This window comes from Streptomyces sp. BPTC-684, from assembly GCF_030028635.1.
Lineage (GTDB): Bacteria > Actinomycetota > Actinomycetes > Streptomycetales > Streptomycetaceae > Streptomyces > Streptomyces noboritoensis.
The window spans coordinates 5290640-5307541 of sequence record NZ_CP124863.1; the positions used below are offsets into that span (position 1 = coordinate 5290640).

Below are 16902 nucleotides of genomic sequence, written 5' to 3' on the forward strand. Positions count from 1 at the left end.
GCAGTTCCCCGCGCCCCTGAAAATGCCGCTGCGCGGCATCCCCTGGGCGCCCCGGAGGGGCGCATCTCAGGGGCGCGGGGAACTGCGCGACCAGCCCCCACCCATCCGCAGACGAACGGGGTCCGGGGGCGCAGCCCCCGGGAGAGCCACTTCCACCCCCACCCACCCCCGGAGGGTTTAGGGAAGGGGTGGGGTGGGGGCCAACCGCCGCGAGCCGCCACCAAGTTGAAGCCCGAAGCAGGGGCGCCCAACCTTGACGTGGAGCATTGGGTACCGCTTTGCTGTCCGCGATCACCCACACCACACCCACCACCCCCCGGGAAGTACGCGGATGCCCCCGCCCCCGCTCGGCCGCCCCCGTAAACGCGGTGGACGGGCCTTCGACCCGGCGCTCGACGACGCCGAACTCGTCGCCGTCCGCGCCCAGTTGGCGCAGGGCCGGTGGACCAGGGTCCGCTCGCTGCTGGTCGCGACCGGCGACGACTGGGACCGCCGAGGCCACCGCCTCACCGTCCTCGGCGAGCCCGCCACCTCCGCCGCCTGGGCCCGCGAGTGGCTGCTCGCCGAACCGGACAGCGCCGACGCCGCAGCCCTCCACGCCTGCGCCCTGGTCTCCCGCTGCCTCAGCGGAAAGGGCGGCAAGGGGGACAAGGACGCCGCCCGCGACGCCTGCCTGGAGGCCGCCCGCCTCGCCCCCGCCGACCCCACCCCCTGGCTCGCCCTGCTCACCCTCTCCCGCAGCCTCGGCTCGGACAACGAGACCGAGCAGATATTCGCCGAGGTGTGCTCCCGGCACCCGGACCACCACCACGCCCACCACCTGATGGCCGCCCGGCTCGCCGAGCGCCGCCCGGGCGACGGCGCCGACCCCATGCACGAGGTGTACGCGTTCGCCGCCGCCTCCGTCGCCCGCGCCCCCGCCGACTCCCCGCTCGCCCTGCTCCCGCTGGTCGCCCACGCCGAGCGGTACCGGGTGCTCGCCGCCCAGGGCGCCGCGCCGGGCGACCCCGTCGACTCGGAGCACTGGACCGGCCGCCGCGCCCGCCAGGTGATCAGGTCCGCGTTCGACTGGTGGCTGGAGTGGGAGCGCGAGGACCACCCCCGGGCCGGCGTCGACCTCAACTTCCTCGCCCACGCCAAGCACTGCGAGGGCCGCCCCGCCGAGGCCGCCGCCCTCTTCCACCGCATCGGCCGGCACTTCACCCCCGCCCCCTGGTCGTACCCGGACCGGGACCCGTACCGCGCCTTCCAGGCCGCCCGCAGCGCCGCACTCGGCACCGCCTAGCCCCACCCCAGCATCTCCGTACCCCCTCGGCACCACCCCCGCGTCCCACCGAAAGGGCACCCCCGCCATGTCGAGCGACACCGATGAGATCCGTACGTACAAGGGCCAGGAGAGAGCCCTGCGCGCCGACCGGCTCGGCACTGGGGGCCTGCTGCTCTCGGTGCTCGCCGCGAGCGCCCCGCTGATGGTGGTCGCGGGTGTCATGCCCACCACGTACGGCGTGATGGGCATCGTCGGCCAGCCCCTGCTCTTCCTCATCCTCGGCGCCGTCCTGGTCCTGTTCAGCTTCGGGTACGCCGAGATGAGCCGCCACGTCCACAACGCCGGCGCGTTCTACGCGTACATAGCCAGGGGCCTCGGCCCCACCGCGGGTTCCGGCGCCGCCTTCGTGGCGCTCGTCGCCTACAGCGCCCTCCAGGTCGGCATCTACGGCATGTTCGGCTTCGAGGTCTCCAGCCTCTGCGCCACCTACCTCGATGCCGAAATCGCCTGGTGGATCCCGGCGCTGGCCGCCGTCGCGCTGGTCGGCGTGCTCGCCTGGCTGAAGATCGACCTCAACGCCAAGGTCCTCGGCGTGCTGCTGGTCATCGAGGTCGCGCTGGTCGTCGTCTTCGACTTCGCCGCCGTCGCCGACCCGGCCAAGGAAGGCCTGTCGCTGCACGCCTTCGACCCGTCCACGCTCTCCGGCGCGGGCATCGGCACCGCCCTGTGCTTCTGCATCGCCGCGTTCACCGGCTTCGAGCAGGCGCCGGTGTACGCGGAGGAGACCAGCCGCCCGCATCTGGTCGTCTCGCGCGTGATGTTCCTGGCCGTCGGCTTCACCGCCGTGTTCTTCGCGCTCAGCTCCTGGGCGCTCACCGTTGCCACCGGCCCCGCCGGCATCGTCGACGCCTCGCGCAAGGACGGGCCCGGGCTGCTCTTCGGGCTCACCGAGGACCGGCTCGGCACCACCTTCACCGACGTCCTGCACGTCCTCTTCGTCACCGGCATGTTCGCCGCGCTGCTCAGCTTCCACAACGTCGTCGCCCGGTACGTCTTCGCCATGGGCCGCGAGGGGCTGCTGCCCGCCGCGTTCGGCCGTACCAACCACACCAGCGGCGCCCCCGGCAGCGGCTCGCTGCTCCAGACCGTGATCTCGCTCGTCGTGGTCGTCGCCTTCGCCGCCGCCGACGACAAGCCCACCGGCGACCCGACCGCCGCCGTCCTGCACCTGTTCACCTGGATGGGCAACGTGGGCGCGCTCGGCGTGATCGTGCTGATGGCCGCCGCCTGCTTCGCGGTGATCGCCTTCTTCGTCCGCCGGGGAGCGGCCGCGGCCCAGCTGTGGCGGCTGCTCGCCTCCGGCATCGCCGGGGTCGCGCTCGTCGTCATCGCGGTCTACACGGTCAAGGACTTCGACGTCCTCGTCGGCGCGGGACCGGACTCCTCGCTCAGCTGGATCCTCCCCTCGATCATCGCGCTCGCCCTGGCGGCGGGTGTGGCGTACGGCCTGGTCGTACGGGCGGTACGGCCCGAGGCGCACGCCCGGATCGGCCAGGGCAACGAGGCCTTCCAGCTGGAGAAGCTGGAGAGGGCGGCGGACGGCACCAGGGCGTAGGCCCGGATCTGACCAAACGGTGACGGCGTGCCGCGGCCCCTGGTGCCCGGGGGCCGCCGGTGCTCGAATCGGGGTGTGGAACCCGAACCGCCCGAACCACCCGTACCGCCCGCCGCCGAGAGCGCCCCGGTCGGCCGCCGGATCGTGCTCGGCATGCTCGGCCTCGGCGTCGCCGGGGTCGCCGCCGCCCCGGTCCTCCAGCGCGGCCTGGAGTCGTTCCTCGGCGCCGCCGCCGGGAAGGACCCCACCGGCCTGACCGGCCTGCTGCCCAACGGCGGCGGCTTCCGCTACTACTCGGTCGCCGCCTCCGTACCGCACAAGAGCGCCGCCGACTACCGGCTCACCGTCGACGGCCTGGTCGACCGCCCGGCCACCTACACCCTGGACGCGCTGCGGGCGCTGCCGCAGACCCGGCTGGTCCGGGACGTGCAGTGCGTGACGGGCTGGCGGGTGCCGGGCACCCCGTTCGCGGGGGTGCGGCTGTCCCGGCTCCTCGACGCCGCGGGGGTGCGCCCGGGAGCGGGGGCGGTCCGCTTCACCTGCTTCGACGGCACGTACACCGAGAGCCTCACGCTCGAACAGGCCCGCCGCGACGACGTGCTGGTCGCCCTGAGCATGCGGGACAAGCCCGTGTCGCACGCGCACGGCGGCCCGGTCCGCCTCTATGTGGCGCCCATGTACTTCTACAAGTCGGCGAAATGGCTCTCCGGGATCACCGTGACGAGCAAGGTGCGGCGGGGATTCTGGGAGGAGCGGGGCTATGACACGGATGCCTGGGTCGGCCGGTCCAACGGGCGCGACGACCACCCCACGAGCTGAACCGGCCGCGCGCGTACGGCGGTTCACCCGGGCCGAGCGCTGGGTGCACCGGACCAACGCGCTGGTGTTCGGCGTGTGCGTGCTGTCGGCCGCCGTGCTCTATCTGCCGCAGCTCGCCGAGGCCGTGGGGCGCCGGGAGCTGGTGGTGCGGGTGCACGAGATCTCGGGCGTACTGCTGCCCGTACCGGTCCTGGCGGGGCTCGCCTCCCGGGCGCTGCGCGCCGATCTGCGCCGCCTCAACCGCTTCGGGCCGCACGACCGGCGCTGGCTGCGCTCGGCGCTCACCCGGGACGAACGCCCGCGTATGGCGGGCAAGTTCAACGCCGGGCAGAAGGTCTACGCGGGGTGGATCACCGGGGCCGCGCTCGTCCTGCTGGGCACCGGTCTGTTCATGTGGTTCACGCATCTGGCGCCGCTGGCGGTGCGGATCGGCTCGACGTTCGTCCACGACTGGCTGGCGCTGGCCGTCGGGATCGTGCTCTGCGGCCATGTGACCATGGCGCTCCTCGACCCGGAGGCACGCCGTGGCATGCGCACCGGGTCGGTGGGGCGCCCGTGGGCCCGACGGGAGCACGGGCTGTGGCTGGAGGAGCTGGAGAGGCGGGAGGGCCGGGGGAGTTAGGGGCGCGGGGAACTGCGCGACCAGCCCAAGACGGCCCGCAGCCGACGAACTCCGCTCCGAAACTCCGCTTCCAGCGGAGCGGCTAGATCACCAGTGACAGCAGCAGCACGAACCCCAGCGCCACCACCGAGATGATCGTCTCCATCACCGACCACGTCTTGACCGTCTGGCCGACGTCCATCCCGAAGTACTCCTTCACCAGCCAGAACCCCGCGTCGTTGACATGGCTGAAGAAGAGCGAGCCCGCGCCGACGGCCAGGACCAGCAGGGCCGTGTGCCCGGTCGACATGTCGGCGGCCAGCGGGGCCACCAGACCGGCGGCGGAGATCGTCGCCACCGTGGCCGAGCCGGTCGCGAGCCGGATCGCGACCGCGATCAGCCAGGCCAGCAGCAGCGCGGGGATGGACCAGTCCTTGGAGACGTCCAGGATCATCTGGCCGACGCCCACGTCGATCAGCGTCTGCTTGAAGCCGCCGCCCGCGCCGACGATCATCAGGATGCCCGCGATCGGGGCGAGCGACTTCTCGACCGTCGTGGAGATCCGCTCCTTGCTGAACCCGGCGGCCCGGCCCAGCGTGAAGATCGCGACGAGCACGGCCGCGAGCAGCGCGATCAGCGGCGAGCCGATCACGTCGGTGACCCGCTGGAGGTGGTTCTCCGGATCGTCGACCACGATGTCGACCAGGGCCTTCACCAGCATCAGCACGACCGGCAGGAGCACGGTCGACACGGTCGCGGCGAAGCTCGGGCGCGTCTCCAGGTCCTCGGAGGGGCGCGCAGGGATCATCCGGTCGGGCGCCGGGATGTCCACCCAGCGCGCCGCGTACTTGGAGAAGACCGGCCCGGCGATGATCACCGTCGGAATGGCCACCAGGACGCCCAGGGCGAGCGTGACGCCCAGGTTGGCGCCGACCGCGTCGATGGCGACCAGCGGGCCCGGGTGCGGCGGGATCAGCCCGTGCATCACCGAGAGACCGGCGAGCGCCGGGATGCCGATCCGCATCAGCGAGTAGCCGCCGCGCTTGGCGACCAGCAGCACCACCGGGATCAGCAGCACGATCCCGACCTCGAAGAACAGCGGCAGGCCGATGATCGAGGCGATGACGACCATCGCCCACGGCATCGCGCGCCCGCCGGACTTCCCGGCCTTCGCCAGGATCGTGTCGACGATCTGGTCCGCGCCGCCCGAGTCGGCGAGCAGCTTGCCGAGGATCGCGCCGAGCGCGATGAGCACGCCGACACCGGCGACGGTGTTGCCCAGGCCCGTGGTGAAGCTGGTGATCGCCTTGTCCAACGGCGCCCCCGCGAAGGCGCCCAGCGCCAGCGAGCCGATGGTCAGGGCGAGGAACGCGTGCAGCTTGAACTTGGTGATGAGCAGGACGATGACGGCGATGCCGGCGAGGACGGCGATCCCCAGCCGGGCGTTGCTCGCCGAGGTGATCGGCTCGGCCGCGCCCGCTGCCAGGATCTCGACGCTGAGACTGGTCATGGTGGTGGTCCTTGGCCGGCGGATCAGGGGGCGAGTCGGCGCAGCGCGGCGACGGCCCGGTCGGTGATGTCCTCGGGGGTGCCGGCGACGTCGACGGCCACGCCGGCCTCGTCCGCCTCCAGCGGCTGGAGCGTGGCGAACTGCGAGTCGAGCAGCGCGGTGGGCATGAAGTGGCCCTTGCGCTCGCCCATCCGGTGCTCGATGAGCTCGCGGTCGCCGGTGAGGTGCAGGAAGACGAGGCCGGGGGCGGCCGCCCGCAGCCGGTCGCGGTAGGCCCGCTTGAGCGCGGAGCTGCTCACCACCCCGCCCAGGCCCGCCCGGCCGTGCGCCCACCGCCCGATCGCGTCGAGCCAGGGCCACCGGTCGCCGTCGTCCAGCGGGACGCCGGCCGACATCTTGGCGACGTTGGCCGCCGGGTGGAAGTCGTCGCCCTCGGCGTACGGAACGCCGAGCGCCGTGGCGACCAGGGGGCCGATCGTGGTCTTGCCGGTGCCGGCCACGCCCATCACCACAACGACGTGGGGGGTGTTCATAGCGGTGCCTCGCTGTCTTCGTCGACATCGATGTGTTCCGGGCGGGGGTCGTTTCCGGCCATCCGTCCGTCGCGCTACTGAAACCCAAAAGGTGCGACGTATTCAAGACCTCGTGATAAATAAGTAATACTTTTTCGACCAGCGGCCCGCGCGCCCGTCCTGCCCGGTCCGCACCGCCCCGTACGCTTTGCCCATGACCACACAGGCCCAGGGACTGCACGCGCAGGTGCTCGACACCCTCGGCCGCGCGATCACCGCAGGCGAATACCCGCCCGGCAGCGTGCTGCGCGGCGACGAGCTCGCCCAGCGCTTCGACGTCTCGCGCACCGTGATCCGCGAGGCGATCCGGGTCCTGGAGTCCATGCAGCTGGTCGAGTCCCGGCGCCGGGTCGGGGTGACGGTCCGGGCCACCGAGCAGTGGAACGTGTACGACCCCCAGGTCATCCGCTGGCGGCTGGCCGGATCCGACCGGCCGCGCCAGCTGCGCTCACTGACCGTGCTGCGCTCGGCCGTCGAGCCGGTCGCCGCCGGGCTCGCCGCCCACCACGCCACCCCCGAGCAGTGCGCCGCACTCACCGAGCAGGCGCTCGGCATGGTCGCCACCTCGCGCGGACGCCAGCTGGAGGGCTACCTCGTCCACGACGTCGCCTTCCACCGGATCGTCCTGAACGCCTCCGGCAACGAGATGTTCGCGAGACTCGGTGATGTCGTCGCCGAGGTCCTGACCGGCAGAACCCATCACCAGGTGATGTTCGAGGACCCCGATCCCGCGGCCGTCACCCTGCACGTCCAGGTGGCCGAGGCGGTCCGGGAGCGGGACGCGGAACGGGCGGAGAGACTCACCCGCGAGATCGCCGTCGGCGCCCTCAAGGAATTGGACGTACTCGCCCCGTAAAGCTCAGATTTACCTCAGATTCATCACAGATCTGCTCGTACGTGACATTGGCCACTGCCAAATGCCCCGTCGAGCCGCGACCATGTCCCGAATCAGCCACGCCGCGGTGACCCCAGAGCTCACCCGCATCACCGGCCACCGCCGGGACGGCACCGGCACAGCCCGGTATCGCACGACCGCATGACCCCTCACGAAGGCGATACAGCTACATGAGTGACCGCACCATGCCTGCGGCCGAGACGTCGGCGTCCGCGCCGGCGCAGGGCACCCCCCACATCGACGCCGGTGACGCCGGTTACAGCAAGGACCTCAAGTCCCGCCACATCAACATGATCGCCATCGGCGGCGCGATAGGCACCGGCCTGTTCCTCGGCGCCGGCGGCCGGATGGCGGGCGCGGGCCCCTCGCTCGCGATCGCCTACGCGGTCTGCGGCGTCTTCGCGTTCTTCGTCGTCCGGGCCCTCGGCGAGCTCGTGCTCTACCGGCCCTCCTCCGGCGCCTTCGTCTCCTACGCCCGTGAGTTCATGGGCGAGAAGGGCGCCTACACGGCCGGCTGGCTGTACTTCCTGAACTGGTCGACCACCGCCGTGGCCGACATCACGGCCGCCGCCACCTACGCCCACTTCTGGGCCATGTTCAGCGACGTCCCGCAGTGGATCCTCGCCCTGATCGCCCTGGCCGTGGTCCTCACCGCCAACCTGATCTCGGTGAAGTACTTCGGCGAGATGGAGTTCTGGTTCGCGATCGTCAAGGTCGCCGCCCTGGTCGCCTTCATGGCGGTGGGCATCTACCTCGTCGCCACCCAGCACAGCGTCGACGGCAACACCCCGGGCCTGGCCAACATCACCGACCACGGCGGCATCTTCCCGATGGGCATGCTGCCGATGCTCCTGGTCGTCCAGGGCGTCGTCTTCGCGTACGCCTCGGTCGAGCTCTGCGGTGTCGCGGCGGGCGAGACCGAGAACCCGCAGAAGATCCTGCCCAAGGCGATCAACTCGATCATGTGGCGCGTCGGCATCTTCTACGTCGGCTCGGTCGTCCTGCTCGCGCTGATCCTGCCGTACACCGCGTACTCGGGCGACGAGAGCCCCTTCGTCACCGTCCTCGACAAGCTCGGCGTGCCGGGCGCGGCCGGCGTGATGAACCTGGTGGTCCTGACCGCCGCGCTCTCCAGCCTCAACTCGGGCCTGTACTCCACCGGCCGCATCCTGCGCTCGATGGCCGTCGCCGGCTCCGCGCCCAAGTTCACGGCCCGGATGAACAAGGGCCAGGTGCCCTACGGCGGTGTGCTGCTGACCGCCGCGTTCGGCGCCGCCGGTGTCGCCCTGAACAAGCTGATGCCCGACGACGCCTTCGAGATCGTGCTGAACTTCGCCTCCATCGGCATCCTCGGCACCTGGGCGATGATCATGATCTGCTCGCTGCTGTTCTGGCGCCGCTCCCAGGAGGGCCTGCTCACCCGCCCGTCCTACCGGCTGCCCTGGGCCCCGTACACCCAGATCGTGACGCTGGTCTTCCTCGCCACCGTGCTGTACCTAATGTGGTACGGCGGCGGCGTCGGCCGCACCACCGTCTACTGCCTGCCCGTGATCCTGGGCATGCTGGTCGGCGGCTGGTACCTGGTCCGCAAGCGGGTCGCGGAGATCGCGGCCAAGTAGCACCGCGTACGTACGAGAAGGGCGGCATCCCGGCGCGGGGTGCCGCCCTTCGGCATGGGGCGGGTAACGTGCGGAGGTCGGGCCCGTACACATTTCCGCCCGTACGCGTCCGCGCGTACCGGCGGTGCCAGAGAGGAAGTTCACGCATGCCGCAGCAGGTCCGAGGGGTCATCGCGCCGGGGAAGGACGAGCCCGTACGGGTGGAGACGATCGTGGTGCCGGACCCGGGGCCCGGCGAGGCCGTGGTGAAGGTCCAGGCGTGCGGCGTCTGCCACACCGACCTGCACTACAAGCAGGGCGGGATCAACGACGACTTCCCCTTCCTGCTCGGCCACGAGGCCGCCGGTGTGGTCGAGTCGGTCGGCGCCGGGGTGACCGACGTGGCGCCCGGCGACTTCGTGATCCTCAACTGGCGCGCGGTGTGCGGCCAGTGCCGCTCCTGTCTGCGCGGCCGCCCCCAGTACTGCTTCAACACCCACAACGCGAAGCAGAAGATGACCCTGCTGGACGGCACCGAGCTGTCGCCCGCGCTCGGCATCGGCGCCTTCGCCGAGAAGACGCTGGTCGCGGCCGGGCAGTGCACCAAGGTCGACCCGTCGGTCTCCCCGGCCGTCGCGGGGCTCCTCGGCTGCGGCGTCATGGCGGGCATCGGCGCCGCCCTCAACACCGGCAACGTCGGCCGCGGCGACTCCGTCGCCGTCATCGGCTGCGGCGGCGTCGGGGACGCGGCGATCGTGGGCGCCCGGCTGGCGGGCGCGGCGAAGATCGTCGCCGTGGACATCGACGACCGCAAGCTGGCCACCGCGAAGACCATGGGCGCCACCCACACCGTCAACTCGCGCACCGAGGACGCCGTCGAAGCCGTCCGCGCCCTGACCGGCGGCTTCGGCGCCGACGTGGTCATCGAGGCGGTCGGCCGCCCCGAGACCTACCAGCAGGCGTTCTACGCCCGCGACCTGGCCGGAACCGTGGTCCTGGTCGGCGTGCCCACCCCGGACATGAAGCTGGAGCTGCCGCTGATCGACGTCTTCGGCCGCGGCGGCGCGCTCAAGTCCTCCTGGTACGGCGACTGCCTGCCCTCCCGGGACTTCCCGATGCTGATCGACCTGCACCAGCAGGGCCGGATCGACCTCGCCGCCTTCGTCACCGAGACCATCGCGCTCGACGAGGTCGAGAAGGCCTTCGCGCGCATGCACGAGGGCGACGTGCTGCGCTCGGTGGTGGCGTTCTGATGGCCGCCCGCATCGAGCACCTGGTCACCTCGGGCACCTTCGCGCTGGACGGCGGCGTCTGGGACGTCGACAACAACGTCTGGATCGTCGGCGACGACGAGGAGGCGGTGGTCGTCGACGCCGCCCACGACGCCCAGGCGATCCTGGCCGCGCTCGGCGGTCGCACCCTGCGCGCGATCGTCTGCACCCACGCCCACAACGACCACATCGACGCCGCCCCGGAGCTCGCGGAGGCCACCGGGGCACCGGTGCTCCTGCACCCCGACGACCTGCCGCTGTGGAAGCTCACCCACCCGGACCGCGCCCCCGACGGCGAACTGGCCGACGGGCAGGCCGTCACGGTCGCGGGCACCGCGCTGACCGTGCTGCACACCCCGGGCCACGCCCCGGGCGCGGTGTGCCTGTACGCCCCCGAGCTGGGCACGGTGTTCACCGGCGACACCCTGTTCGCCGGAGGCCCGGGCGCGACCGGCCGGTCCTTCTCGCACTTCCCGACGATTCTCGACTCGATCCGCGAGCGGCTGCTCACCCTGCCGCCCGAGACGGTGGTACGGACCGGCCACGGCGACTCCACCACGATCGGCGCCGAGGCACCCCAGCTGGACGAGTGGATCAAGCGCGGCCACTGAGCCCGTAGACGCGGTCCGCCGTACCGCCGAAGACCTGGGCCCGCTCGTGCGGGCCCAGGTCCTCGGTCAGCGCCCGTGCCGCGTCCAGGACCTCGCCGTACGAGGCGGCGAGCAGACACACCGGCCAGTCCGAGCCGTACATCAGCCGCCCGGGTCCGAACGCCTCCAGAACCGTGTCCGCGTACGGCCGCAGACCGGCCGTGCTCCAACGCGCGCCCGCCTCGGTGACCAGGCCCGACAACTTGCAGACGGTGTTCGGCAGCGCGGCGAGCGCGCGGACCGCCGACCCCCAGGGTTCGGTTCCGCCCGAGGCGATCGGCGGCTTGCCCAGGTGGTCGAGGACGAAGGTGAGGCCGGGGTGGAGCCGGGCGGCCCGTACGCAGGCGGGCAGCTGGTGGGGGAGGACCACCAGGTCGTACGCGAGCCCCGCGTCCGCGACCGCCGCAAGACCCCGGGCCGCGTCCGGCCGCAGCAGCCACTCGGGGTCGCGTTCGCCCTGCACCTGGTGGCGGATCCCCACAAGGCGCTCCCCGCCCGGCAGTTCGCGCAGCCGGGCCAGCTCGTCGGCGACCCCGGGCGCGGTGAGATCGGTCCAGCCGACCACACCGCGTACGAGAGGGTCGTCCTCGGCGAGCGCCAGGAACTCCGGGGTCTCCTCGGCCACGGTCACGGTCTGCACGAGCACGGTGGCCGCCACCCCGGCGGCCTGCGCCCGCAGATCGTCGAGGGTGAAGGTGCGCCGCAGCGGGGCGAGCCCGGGCCCGGCGATCCACTCCTGGTCGCGGACGGCGAGGTCCCACACGTGGTGGTGGGCGTCGACGACCCTCACAACTCCCACACCACCGGCAGCCCGGCGTCCGCGCCCGCGCCGGAGTAGTCGTGGACGACGTCGAGCAGCTCGGCCATCCGCGCCTGCCAGGCGACGTTGACCGGCAGCCGCTCCAACTCGGCGAGCAGCCGCCCGTAGTCGGCGCACTCGATCACATGGAACAGCTCGGTGCCGCTGCGCCAGATCGTCCACCCGGTGACCCCGGCGGCCCGGATCGCCGCCGTCAGCTCCGCCGGGACCTCCCGGTGCGCGGCCTCGTACGCCTCGATCCGGTCGCCCCGGACCCTGGTGTGCAGTGCGACTCTCATACGCCCAGCTCCTCCCACAGCGCCTGCGGCACCGGCCGCCCGAACTGCTCGGCCGCGTCCCGGACCTCGGCCGCCGAGCGCGCCCCCACCAGTACGCTCGCCACCGCCGGGTGCCGCAGCGGGAAGGCGAGCGCGGCGGCCCGCAGCGGGACGCCGTGGCGCTCGCAGACCGCCTTGATCCGCAGCGCCCGCTCCAGGAGGGCCGGGGGCGCGGCCGCGTAGTCGTAGGGGGCGCCCGGCCGGGGATCGGCGAGCAGCCCCGAGTTGAAGACCCCGCCTACGACCACGCTCTTGCCGCGCGCGGCCGCCTCCGGCAGCAGTTCGTCCGCCGCCCGCTGGTCGAGCAGCGAGTACCGCCCGGCGCACAGCACCGCGTCCACGTCCGTCTCCCGTACGAACCGGGCCAGCGGCCCCGCCTGGTTCATCCCGGCCCCTATGGCCCGTACGACGCCTTCCGCGCGCAGCCGCTCAAGGGCCGGATAGGCCTCGTCCAGGGCCTGTTCGGCGTGGTCGTCGGGGTCGTGCAGGAGCACGACGTCGACCCGGTCCAGGCCGAGCCGCCCGAGGCTGTCCTCGATGCTCCGCCGCACCCCGTCCGCGCTGAAGTCCCAGCGGCGGCGGTGGGTGGCGGGCACGGCGAACCCCTCGGCGAGATCGTCACCGACCGGCCCGGCCAGCGGCTCCAGGACGCGGCCGACCTTGGTGGACACGGTGTACGCCTCGCGGGGGCGGTCCCGCAGCGCCACGCCGATCCGGCGCTCGGAGAGGCCGAGGCCGTAGTGCGGCGCGGTGTCGAAATACCGGACGCCCGCGTCCCAGGCGGCGTCGACCGCGTCCCGCGCGGTGGCGTCGTCGACCTCGCCCAGGAGGTTGCCGAGCCCCGCCGCCCCGAAGGACAGCGCGCTGACGAGGCAGCCGCTGCCGCCCAACTCGGTGAGGCGCATGCCGCATATTTATCAGATGTATAGAGGCTCAAGGCACCCCCGAGACCCCAATTTCCGTCCGGGAAGCCGCTATTGATCCGATGAATCGCCCTCGGCCTCGGCTCGCGGCCAGGCGGCCAGCCGCAGCCCGCTCTCGAACCTCCGCTCCCGGCCGTCCACCGGATCCGTGAACTCCAGCACCTTCGCGAGCAGTTGCAGAGGACGCGTGAAGTCGTCCGGATCGGGCTCCTCGGCGACCACCGGATACACCGGGTCGTTGAGGATCGGCAGCCCGAGGCCGTTCATATGGACCCGCAGCTGATGGGTGCGCCCGGTCGCCGGAAGCAGCCGGTAGCGGCCGAGCCCGCCCCGGCGCCCGACCAGCTCGATCCGGCTATCGGCGTTCGGCTCGCCCGCCTCCTCGCGCGCGGCGATCACCCCGCGCTCCTTGACGATCCGGCTGCGCACGGTCACCGGCAGCGCCACGCCCGCGTCGTACGGGGCGATGGCCTCGTACTCCTTGCGCACCCGCCGCCCGGCGAACAGGTTCTGGTACGCGCCCCGGTCCTCGGGCCGCACGACGAACAGGGCGAGACCGGCGGTCAGCCGGTCGAGTCGGTGCGCGGGCTGGAGCGCGGGCAGGGCGAGCTCGCGCCGCAGCCGGGCGACGGCGGTCTCGGTGATGTGCCGGCCCCGGGGCGTGGTGGCCAGGAAGTGCGGCTTGTCCGCGATCACGATCCGCTCGTCGCGGTGGACGATGCCGATCCCGAACGGCACGGGCACCTCGGGGGCGAAGTCCCGGTGGAACCAGACGTACATCCCCGGCCGGTACGCCAGCTTGTCGTCCACGGGCCCGTCGGCGGTCAGGAACCGCCCGCCGCGCACCATCGCCTCGACGCGCCCGGCCCCGATCGCCCCGCCGAACCGCTCGACCAGATGCTCCCGGACCGTCCCCCACACCCCGTCCGGGTCGGCGGGCAGCCGCACCCGCACCGGGTCGATGCCGTCGCGCTGGGGGAGCGGGGCGGCCGGGATCTTGGATCTACGTCTCACAAAACAAGAAAACCCCAGCTCAGCTGGGGTTTTCAAGTGGTGTCCGAGGGGGGACTTGAACCCCCACGCCCGATAAAGGGCACTAGCACCTCAAGCTAGCGCGTCTGCCATTCCGCCACCCGGACAAGGTGTCTGTCTCGCGGGCCGTGCCCGTTCCGACGTGGAAAACAATAGCAAACATCTGGGGGTGCTCGATCACCCCCGTGGCCTGCGTGAACGTCGTATGTCGACGGGAAGCCGCCCTTGGGCGGGCGGGGGGCGCGGGGGGAGGATGAGGTGGACTCAATGAAGCGGCAGCGGCAGCGGGAGGAAGCAGCGTGAGCGAGTCGAAGGCGGCGCGGGGCGTGACCGGCGAGGACGAGGTCGTCGACCTCTGTCGCGATCTGATCAGGATGGACACCAGCAACTACGGGGACCACTCCGGTCCGGGCGAGCGGGCGGCGGCCGAGTACGTGGCCGAGAAGCTCGCGGAGGTGGGGCTCGAACCGAAGATCTTCGAGTCGCACACCGGGCGGGCCTCCACCGTGGCCCGGATCCAGGGCGAGGACCCGTCGCGGCCCGCGCTGCTCATCCACGGCCACACCGACGTGGTCCCGGCCAACGCCGACGACTGGACGCACCACCCGTTCTCGGGCGAGATCGCGGACGGCTGCGTCTGGGGGCGCGGCGCGGTCGACATGAAGGACATGGACGCGATGACCCTCGCGGTCGTACGGGACCGGCTGCGCAGCGGCCGCAAGCCCCCGCGCGACATCGTGCTGGCCTTCCTCGCCGACGAGGAGGCGGGCGGCACCTACGGGGCCCGCTACCTCGTCGACAAGCACCCCGACCTCTTCGAGGGCGTGACGGAGGCGATCAGCGAGGTCGGCGGCTTCTCGTTCACCGTCAACGAGAACCTGCGGCTCTACCTCGTGGAGACCGCCCAGAAGGGCATGCACTGGATGAAGCTGACCGTGGACGGCAGCGCCGGGCACGGTTCGATGATCCACAAGGACAACGCCATCACCGAGCTCTCCGAGGCGGTCGGACGGCTCGGCCGGCACAAGTTCCCGGTGCGCGTCACCAAGACGCTGCGGCACTTCCTCGACGAGCTCGGCGACGCCCTGGGCACCGAGCTCGACCCGGAGGACATGGACGCGACGCTGGCCAAGCTCGGCGGCATCGCCAAGCTCATCGGCGCCTCCCTCCAGAACACCGCCAACCCGACCCAGCTGGGCGCCGGCTACAAGGTCAACGTGATTCCCGGACAGGCGACCGCGCACGTCGACGGCCGCTTCCTGCCGGGGTACGAGGAGGAGTTCCTCGCGGACCTCGACCGGATCCTGGGGCCCCGGGTCAAGCGCGAGGACGTGCACGCGGACAAGGCGCTGGAGACCACCTTCGACGGGGCGCTCGTCGACGCCATGCAGACGGCCCTGGTGGCCGAGGACCCGATCGCGCGCGCCGTGCCGTACATGCTCTCGGCGGGCACCGACGCCAAGTCGTTCGCGGACCTCGGGATCCGCTGCTTCGGCTTCGCGCCGCTGAAGCTGCCGCCGGAGCTGGACTTCGCCGGGATGTTCCACGGCGTGGACGAGCGGGTGCCGGTGGACGGTCTGAAGTTCGGCGTGCGGGTCCTCGACCGGTTCATCGACGCGTCCTGACCGGGGAGGTCCGCGGGCACCGTGCCCGCGGACCTCTCAACGGCCCATCTGATGAAACGAAACGCCCAACAATCGCCCAGGCGTGCGTATTTGACTGAAAAGAGTGAATGCGTTCATAAGCTCGTAGCCCCATAACTTCCCCGTCGTTACAGGGTGTGCGGTCCGCGGCTGGGACCGCACCTTTGCCAACAAGGAGGAAGTAATGATCAAGAAGGTCGTCGCTGCTGCGGCTGCCACTGGTGGCCTGGTTCTCGCGGGTGCGGGCCTCGCCGTCGCCGACGCCGGTGCTCAGGGTGCCGCCGTGCACTCCCCGGGTGTCCTGTCGGGCAACGTCGTCCAGGCGCCCATTCACATCCCCGTGAACGTCTGCGGCAACACGATCTCGGTGATCGGGCTGCTGAACCCCGCCTTCGGCAACACCTGCATCAACAAGTGACGTCGTGCCTGAACCCGTGAGGGTCTAGCCCGGCGGCCCCGGAGTGCGCGCCATGCACTCCGGGGCCGCCAGGCACACACTCCCGGGCGCAACGGTGTCCGGGAGCATCCGGTAGGTAGAAGGCAGGGAACAACCTATGCGACAGGTCACCAGAAAAGGCCTGATCACCATGGCCGCCGCCACCGGCGTCATCGCCATGGGCAGCGGCTACGCACACGCCGACTCGAAGGCGAACGGCTCCGCGACCGACTCCCCGGGCGTCCTGTCCGGCAACGCGGTCCAGGCGCCGATCCACATCCCGGTCAACGCGTGCGGCAACACCGTCAACGTCATCGGGCTGCTCAACCCGGCGATCGGCAACACCTGTGCCAACAAGGGCGGTTCGCACCACGGAGGCGGAGGCGGTGCCACGGCCCACGGCCACGCGAGCGACTCGCCCGGCGTCGGCTCCGGCAACAGCGTCCAGGCGCCGATCGACGTGCCGGTCAACGCCTGCGGCAACGGCGTCACCGTGATCGGAGCCCTCAACCCGGTCTTCGGCAACGACTGCGCCAATGTGTCCGGCGGCGGCCACCACCCCGGCACCCCGCACCACCCCGGCAAGCCCGGCCACCCGGGAAAGCCGGACCACCCCGGCAAGCCCGGTGAGCCGTGCGAGGGCGAGCACCCGGGCACCCACCACCCCGGCACCCCGCACCACCCGGGCAAGCCCGGTGACTCGGTCAAGCCGATCCACCGGACCAAGCCCGGCCAGCACCCGCACACCCCGGCGAGCCCCGCCACCCCGCACACCCCGGGCACCCAGACCGTGACGGCCCCGCAGGCCGCCGGCGCGCTGGCGCACACCGGGTCGGACGCGGTGGGCCTCGCCCTCCCGGCCGGCGCGGGCCTGCTGCTCGCCGGAGCCACGCTCTACCGCCGCGCCCGCTCCGGCGCGTAACCGGAGCCGCG

Annotated in this window: 17 protein-coding genes and 1 tRNA gene; 11 read left to right on the top strand and 7 right to left on the bottom strand. The window is 72.0% G+C overall.

Translation table 11 applies throughout. The features are described 5' to 3' along the window. Positions 1-331: 331 nt before the first annotated feature. The 4 genes from QIY60_RS23470 to QIY60_RS23485 all read left to right on the top strand — a co-directional run bounded on the left by QIY60_RS23470 (position 332) and on the right by QIY60_RS23485 (position 4323). The gene (locus QIY60_RS23470; RefSeq protein WP_283144187.1) at positions 332-1285 is read left to right on the top strand and encodes a hypothetical protein; all 954 of its coding nucleotides are present in this window, start codon (positions 332-334) and stop codon (positions 1283-1285) included. Between the two features lie 67 nt (positions 1286-1352). Beyond that, the gene (locus tag QIY60_RS23475) at positions 1353-2882 is read left to right on the top strand and encodes an APC family permease (RefSeq protein WP_283144188.1); all 1530 of its coding nucleotides are present in this window, start codon (positions 1353-1355) and stop codon (positions 2880-2882) included. 153 nt (positions 2883-3035) lie between these two features. Then, positions 3036-3701: a molybdopterin-dependent oxidoreductase gene (locus QIY60_RS23480; RefSeq protein WP_283146049.1), complete on the top strand. Its 666-nt coding sequence runs from the start codon at positions 3036-3038 to the stop codon at positions 3699-3701. Further along, on the top strand, positions 3643-4323 hold the full coding sequence (locus QIY60_RS23485) for a cytochrome b/b6 domain-containing protein (protein WP_283144189.1): 681 nt from the start codon (positions 3643-3645) through the stop codon (positions 4321-4323). Before QIY60_RS23480 ends, QIY60_RS23485 begins: the two co-directional genes overlap by 59 nt. An 82-nt stretch (positions 4324-4405) precedes the next feature. On the opposite strand, the gene QIY60_RS23490 is transcribed toward QIY60_RS23485, so the two are convergent. Next, on the bottom strand, positions 4406-5812 hold the full coding sequence (locus QIY60_RS23490; RefSeq protein ID WP_283144190.1) for a gluconate:H+ symporter: 1407 nt from the start codon (positions 5810-5812) through the stop codon (positions 4406-4408). Between the two features lie 23 nt (positions 5813-5835). After that, complete coding sequence (locus tag QIY60_RS23495) at positions 5836-6345, bottom strand: gluconokinase (protein ID WP_283144191.1); 510 nt, start codon at positions 6343-6345, stop codon at positions 5836-5838. A gap of 193 nt (positions 6346-6538) precedes the next feature. On the opposite strand from QIY60_RS23495, the gene QIY60_RS23500 reads away from it, so the two are divergent. The 4 genes from QIY60_RS23500 (at position 6539) to QIY60_RS23515 (ending at position 10759) form a co-directional block, all read left to right on the top strand. Next, complete coding sequence (locus tag QIY60_RS23500) at positions 6539-7240, top strand: FadR/GntR family transcriptional regulator (protein WP_283144192.1); 702 nt, start codon at positions 6539-6541, stop codon at positions 7238-7240. 209 nt (positions 7241-7449) lie between these two features. Then, positions 7450-8898 (top strand): amino acid permease, encoded by a 1449-nt coding sequence (locus QIY60_RS23505; protein WP_283144193.1) that lies wholly within the window; start codon positions 7450-7452, stop codon positions 8896-8898. Positions 8899-9044: 146 nt separating this feature from the next. Then, on the top strand, positions 9045-10130 hold the full coding sequence (locus QIY60_RS23510) for an S-(hydroxymethyl)mycothiol dehydrogenase (RefSeq protein ID WP_283144194.1): 1086 nt from the start codon (positions 9045-9047) through the stop codon (positions 10128-10130). Further along, positions 10130-10759 (top strand): MBL fold metallo-hydrolase, encoded by a 630-nt coding sequence (locus tag QIY60_RS23515; protein ID WP_283144195.1) that lies wholly within the window; start codon positions 10130-10132, stop codon positions 10757-10759. Before QIY60_RS23510 ends, QIY60_RS23515 begins: the two co-directional genes overlap by 1 nt. Here QIY60_RS23515 and QIY60_RS23520 read toward each other — a convergent pair. The 5 genes from QIY60_RS23520 to QIY60_RS23540 form a co-directional block, all read right to left on the bottom strand. Next, the gene (locus QIY60_RS23520; protein ID WP_283144196.1) at positions 10743-11588 is read right to left on the bottom strand and encodes an amidohydrolase family protein; all 846 of its coding nucleotides are present in this window, start codon (positions 11586-11588) and stop codon (positions 10743-10745) included. The two genes, QIY60_RS23515 and QIY60_RS23520, sit on opposite strands and share 17 nt — an antisense overlap. Then, positions 11585-11896: an L-rhamnose mutarotase gene (locus tag QIY60_RS23525; protein WP_283144197.1), complete on the bottom strand. Its 312-nt coding sequence runs from the start codon at positions 11894-11896 to the stop codon at positions 11585-11587. The genes QIY60_RS23520 and QIY60_RS23525 overlap by 4 nt, the downstream gene beginning before the upstream one ends. After that, entirely contained in the window at positions 11893-12840 is a 948-nt protein-coding gene (locus QIY60_RS23530) for an aldo/keto reductase (RefSeq protein ID WP_283144198.1), read from the bottom strand. The genes QIY60_RS23525 and QIY60_RS23530 overlap by 4 nt, the downstream gene beginning before the upstream one ends. Before the next feature lie 69 nt (positions 12841-12909). Then, positions 12910-13872: a pseudouridine synthase gene (locus QIY60_RS23535; protein ID WP_283144199.1), complete on the bottom strand. Its 963-nt coding sequence runs from the start codon at positions 13870-13872 to the stop codon at positions 12910-12912. 37 nt (positions 13873-13909) lie between these two features. Beyond that, a tRNA-Leu gene (locus QIY60_RS23540) sits at positions 13910-13997 on the bottom strand. Positions 13998-14189: 192 nt separating this feature from the next. On the opposite strand from QIY60_RS23540, the gene QIY60_RS23545 reads away from it, so the two are divergent. The 3 genes from QIY60_RS23545 to QIY60_RS23555 all read left to right on the top strand — a co-directional run bounded on the left by QIY60_RS23545 (position 14190) and on the right by QIY60_RS23555 (position 16891). Next, a complete protein-coding gene (locus tag QIY60_RS23545; RefSeq protein ID WP_283144200.1) occupies positions 14190-15515 on the top strand; it encodes a M20/M25/M40 family metallo-hydrolase in 1326 nt (441 codons plus the stop codon). A 202-nt stretch (positions 15516-15717) separates the two neighbouring features. Then, positions 15718-15951, top strand: a complete 234-nt coding sequence (gene chpH / locus QIY60_RS23550) for a chaplin ChpH (RefSeq protein WP_283144201.1) — start codon at positions 15718-15720, stop codon at positions 15949-15951. 136 nt (positions 15952-16087) lie between these two features. Further along, positions 16088-16891 (top strand): chaplin family protein, encoded by an 804-nt coding sequence (locus QIY60_RS23555; RefSeq protein WP_283144202.1) that lies wholly within the window; start codon positions 16088-16090, stop codon positions 16889-16891. Positions 16892-16902: the final 11 nt, after the last annotated feature.

What these genes read in the sequence shown, in the direction of transcription:
- QIY60_RS23470 (WP_283144187.1), top strand. Translation starts at nt 332, where the DNA reads ATGCCCCCGCCCCCGCTCGGCCGCCCCCGTAAACGCGGTGGACGGGCC.
- QIY60_RS23475 (WP_283144188.1), top strand. Translation starts at nt 1,353, where the DNA reads ATGTCGAGCGACACCGATGAGATCCGTACGTACAAGGGCCAGGAGAGA.
- QIY60_RS23480 (WP_283146049.1), top strand. Translation starts at nt 3,036, where the DNA reads ATGCTCGGCCTCGGCGTCGCCGGGGTCGCCGCCGCCCCGGTCCTCCAG.
- QIY60_RS23485 (WP_283144189.1), top strand. Translation starts at nt 3,643, where the DNA reads ATGACACGGATGCCTGGGTCGGCCGGTCCAACGGGCGCGACGACCACC.
- QIY60_RS23490 (WP_283144190.1), bottom strand. Translation starts at nt 5,812, where the DNA reads ATGACCAGTCTCAGCGTCGAGATCCTGGCAGCGGGCGCGGCCGAGCCG.
- QIY60_RS23495 (WP_283144191.1), bottom strand. Translation starts at nt 6,345, where the DNA reads ATGAACACCCCCCACGTCGTTGTGGTGATGGGCGTGGCCGGCACCGGC.
- QIY60_RS23500 (WP_283144192.1), top strand. Translation starts at nt 6,539, where the DNA reads ATGACCACACAGGCCCAGGGACTGCACGCGCAGGTGCTCGACACCCTC.
- QIY60_RS23505 (WP_283144193.1), top strand. Translation starts at nt 7,450, where the DNA reads ATGAGTGACCGCACCATGCCTGCGGCCGAGACGTCGGCGTCCGCGCCG.
- QIY60_RS23510 (WP_283144194.1), top strand. Translation starts at nt 9,045, where the DNA reads ATGCCGCAGCAGGTCCGAGGGGTCATCGCGCCGGGGAAGGACGAGCCC.
- QIY60_RS23515 (WP_283144195.1), top strand. Translation starts at nt 10,130, where the DNA reads ATGGCCGCCCGCATCGAGCACCTGGTCACCTCGGGCACCTTCGCGCTG.
- QIY60_RS23525 (WP_283144197.1), bottom strand. Translation starts at nt 11,896, where the DNA reads ATGAGAGTCGCACTGCACACCAGGGTCCGGGGCGACCGGATCGAGGCG.
- QIY60_RS23530 (WP_283144198.1), bottom strand. Translation starts at nt 12,840, where the DNA reads ATGCGCCTCACCGAGTTGGGCGGCAGCGGCTGCCTCGTCAGCGCGCTG.
- chpH (WP_283144201.1), top strand. Translation starts at nt 15,718, where the DNA reads ATGATCAAGAAGGTCGTCGCTGCTGCGGCTGCCACTGGTGGCCTGGTT.
- QIY60_RS23555 (WP_283144202.1), top strand. Translation starts at nt 16,088, where the DNA reads ATGCGACAGGTCACCAGAAAAGGCCTGATCACCATGGCCGCCGCCACC.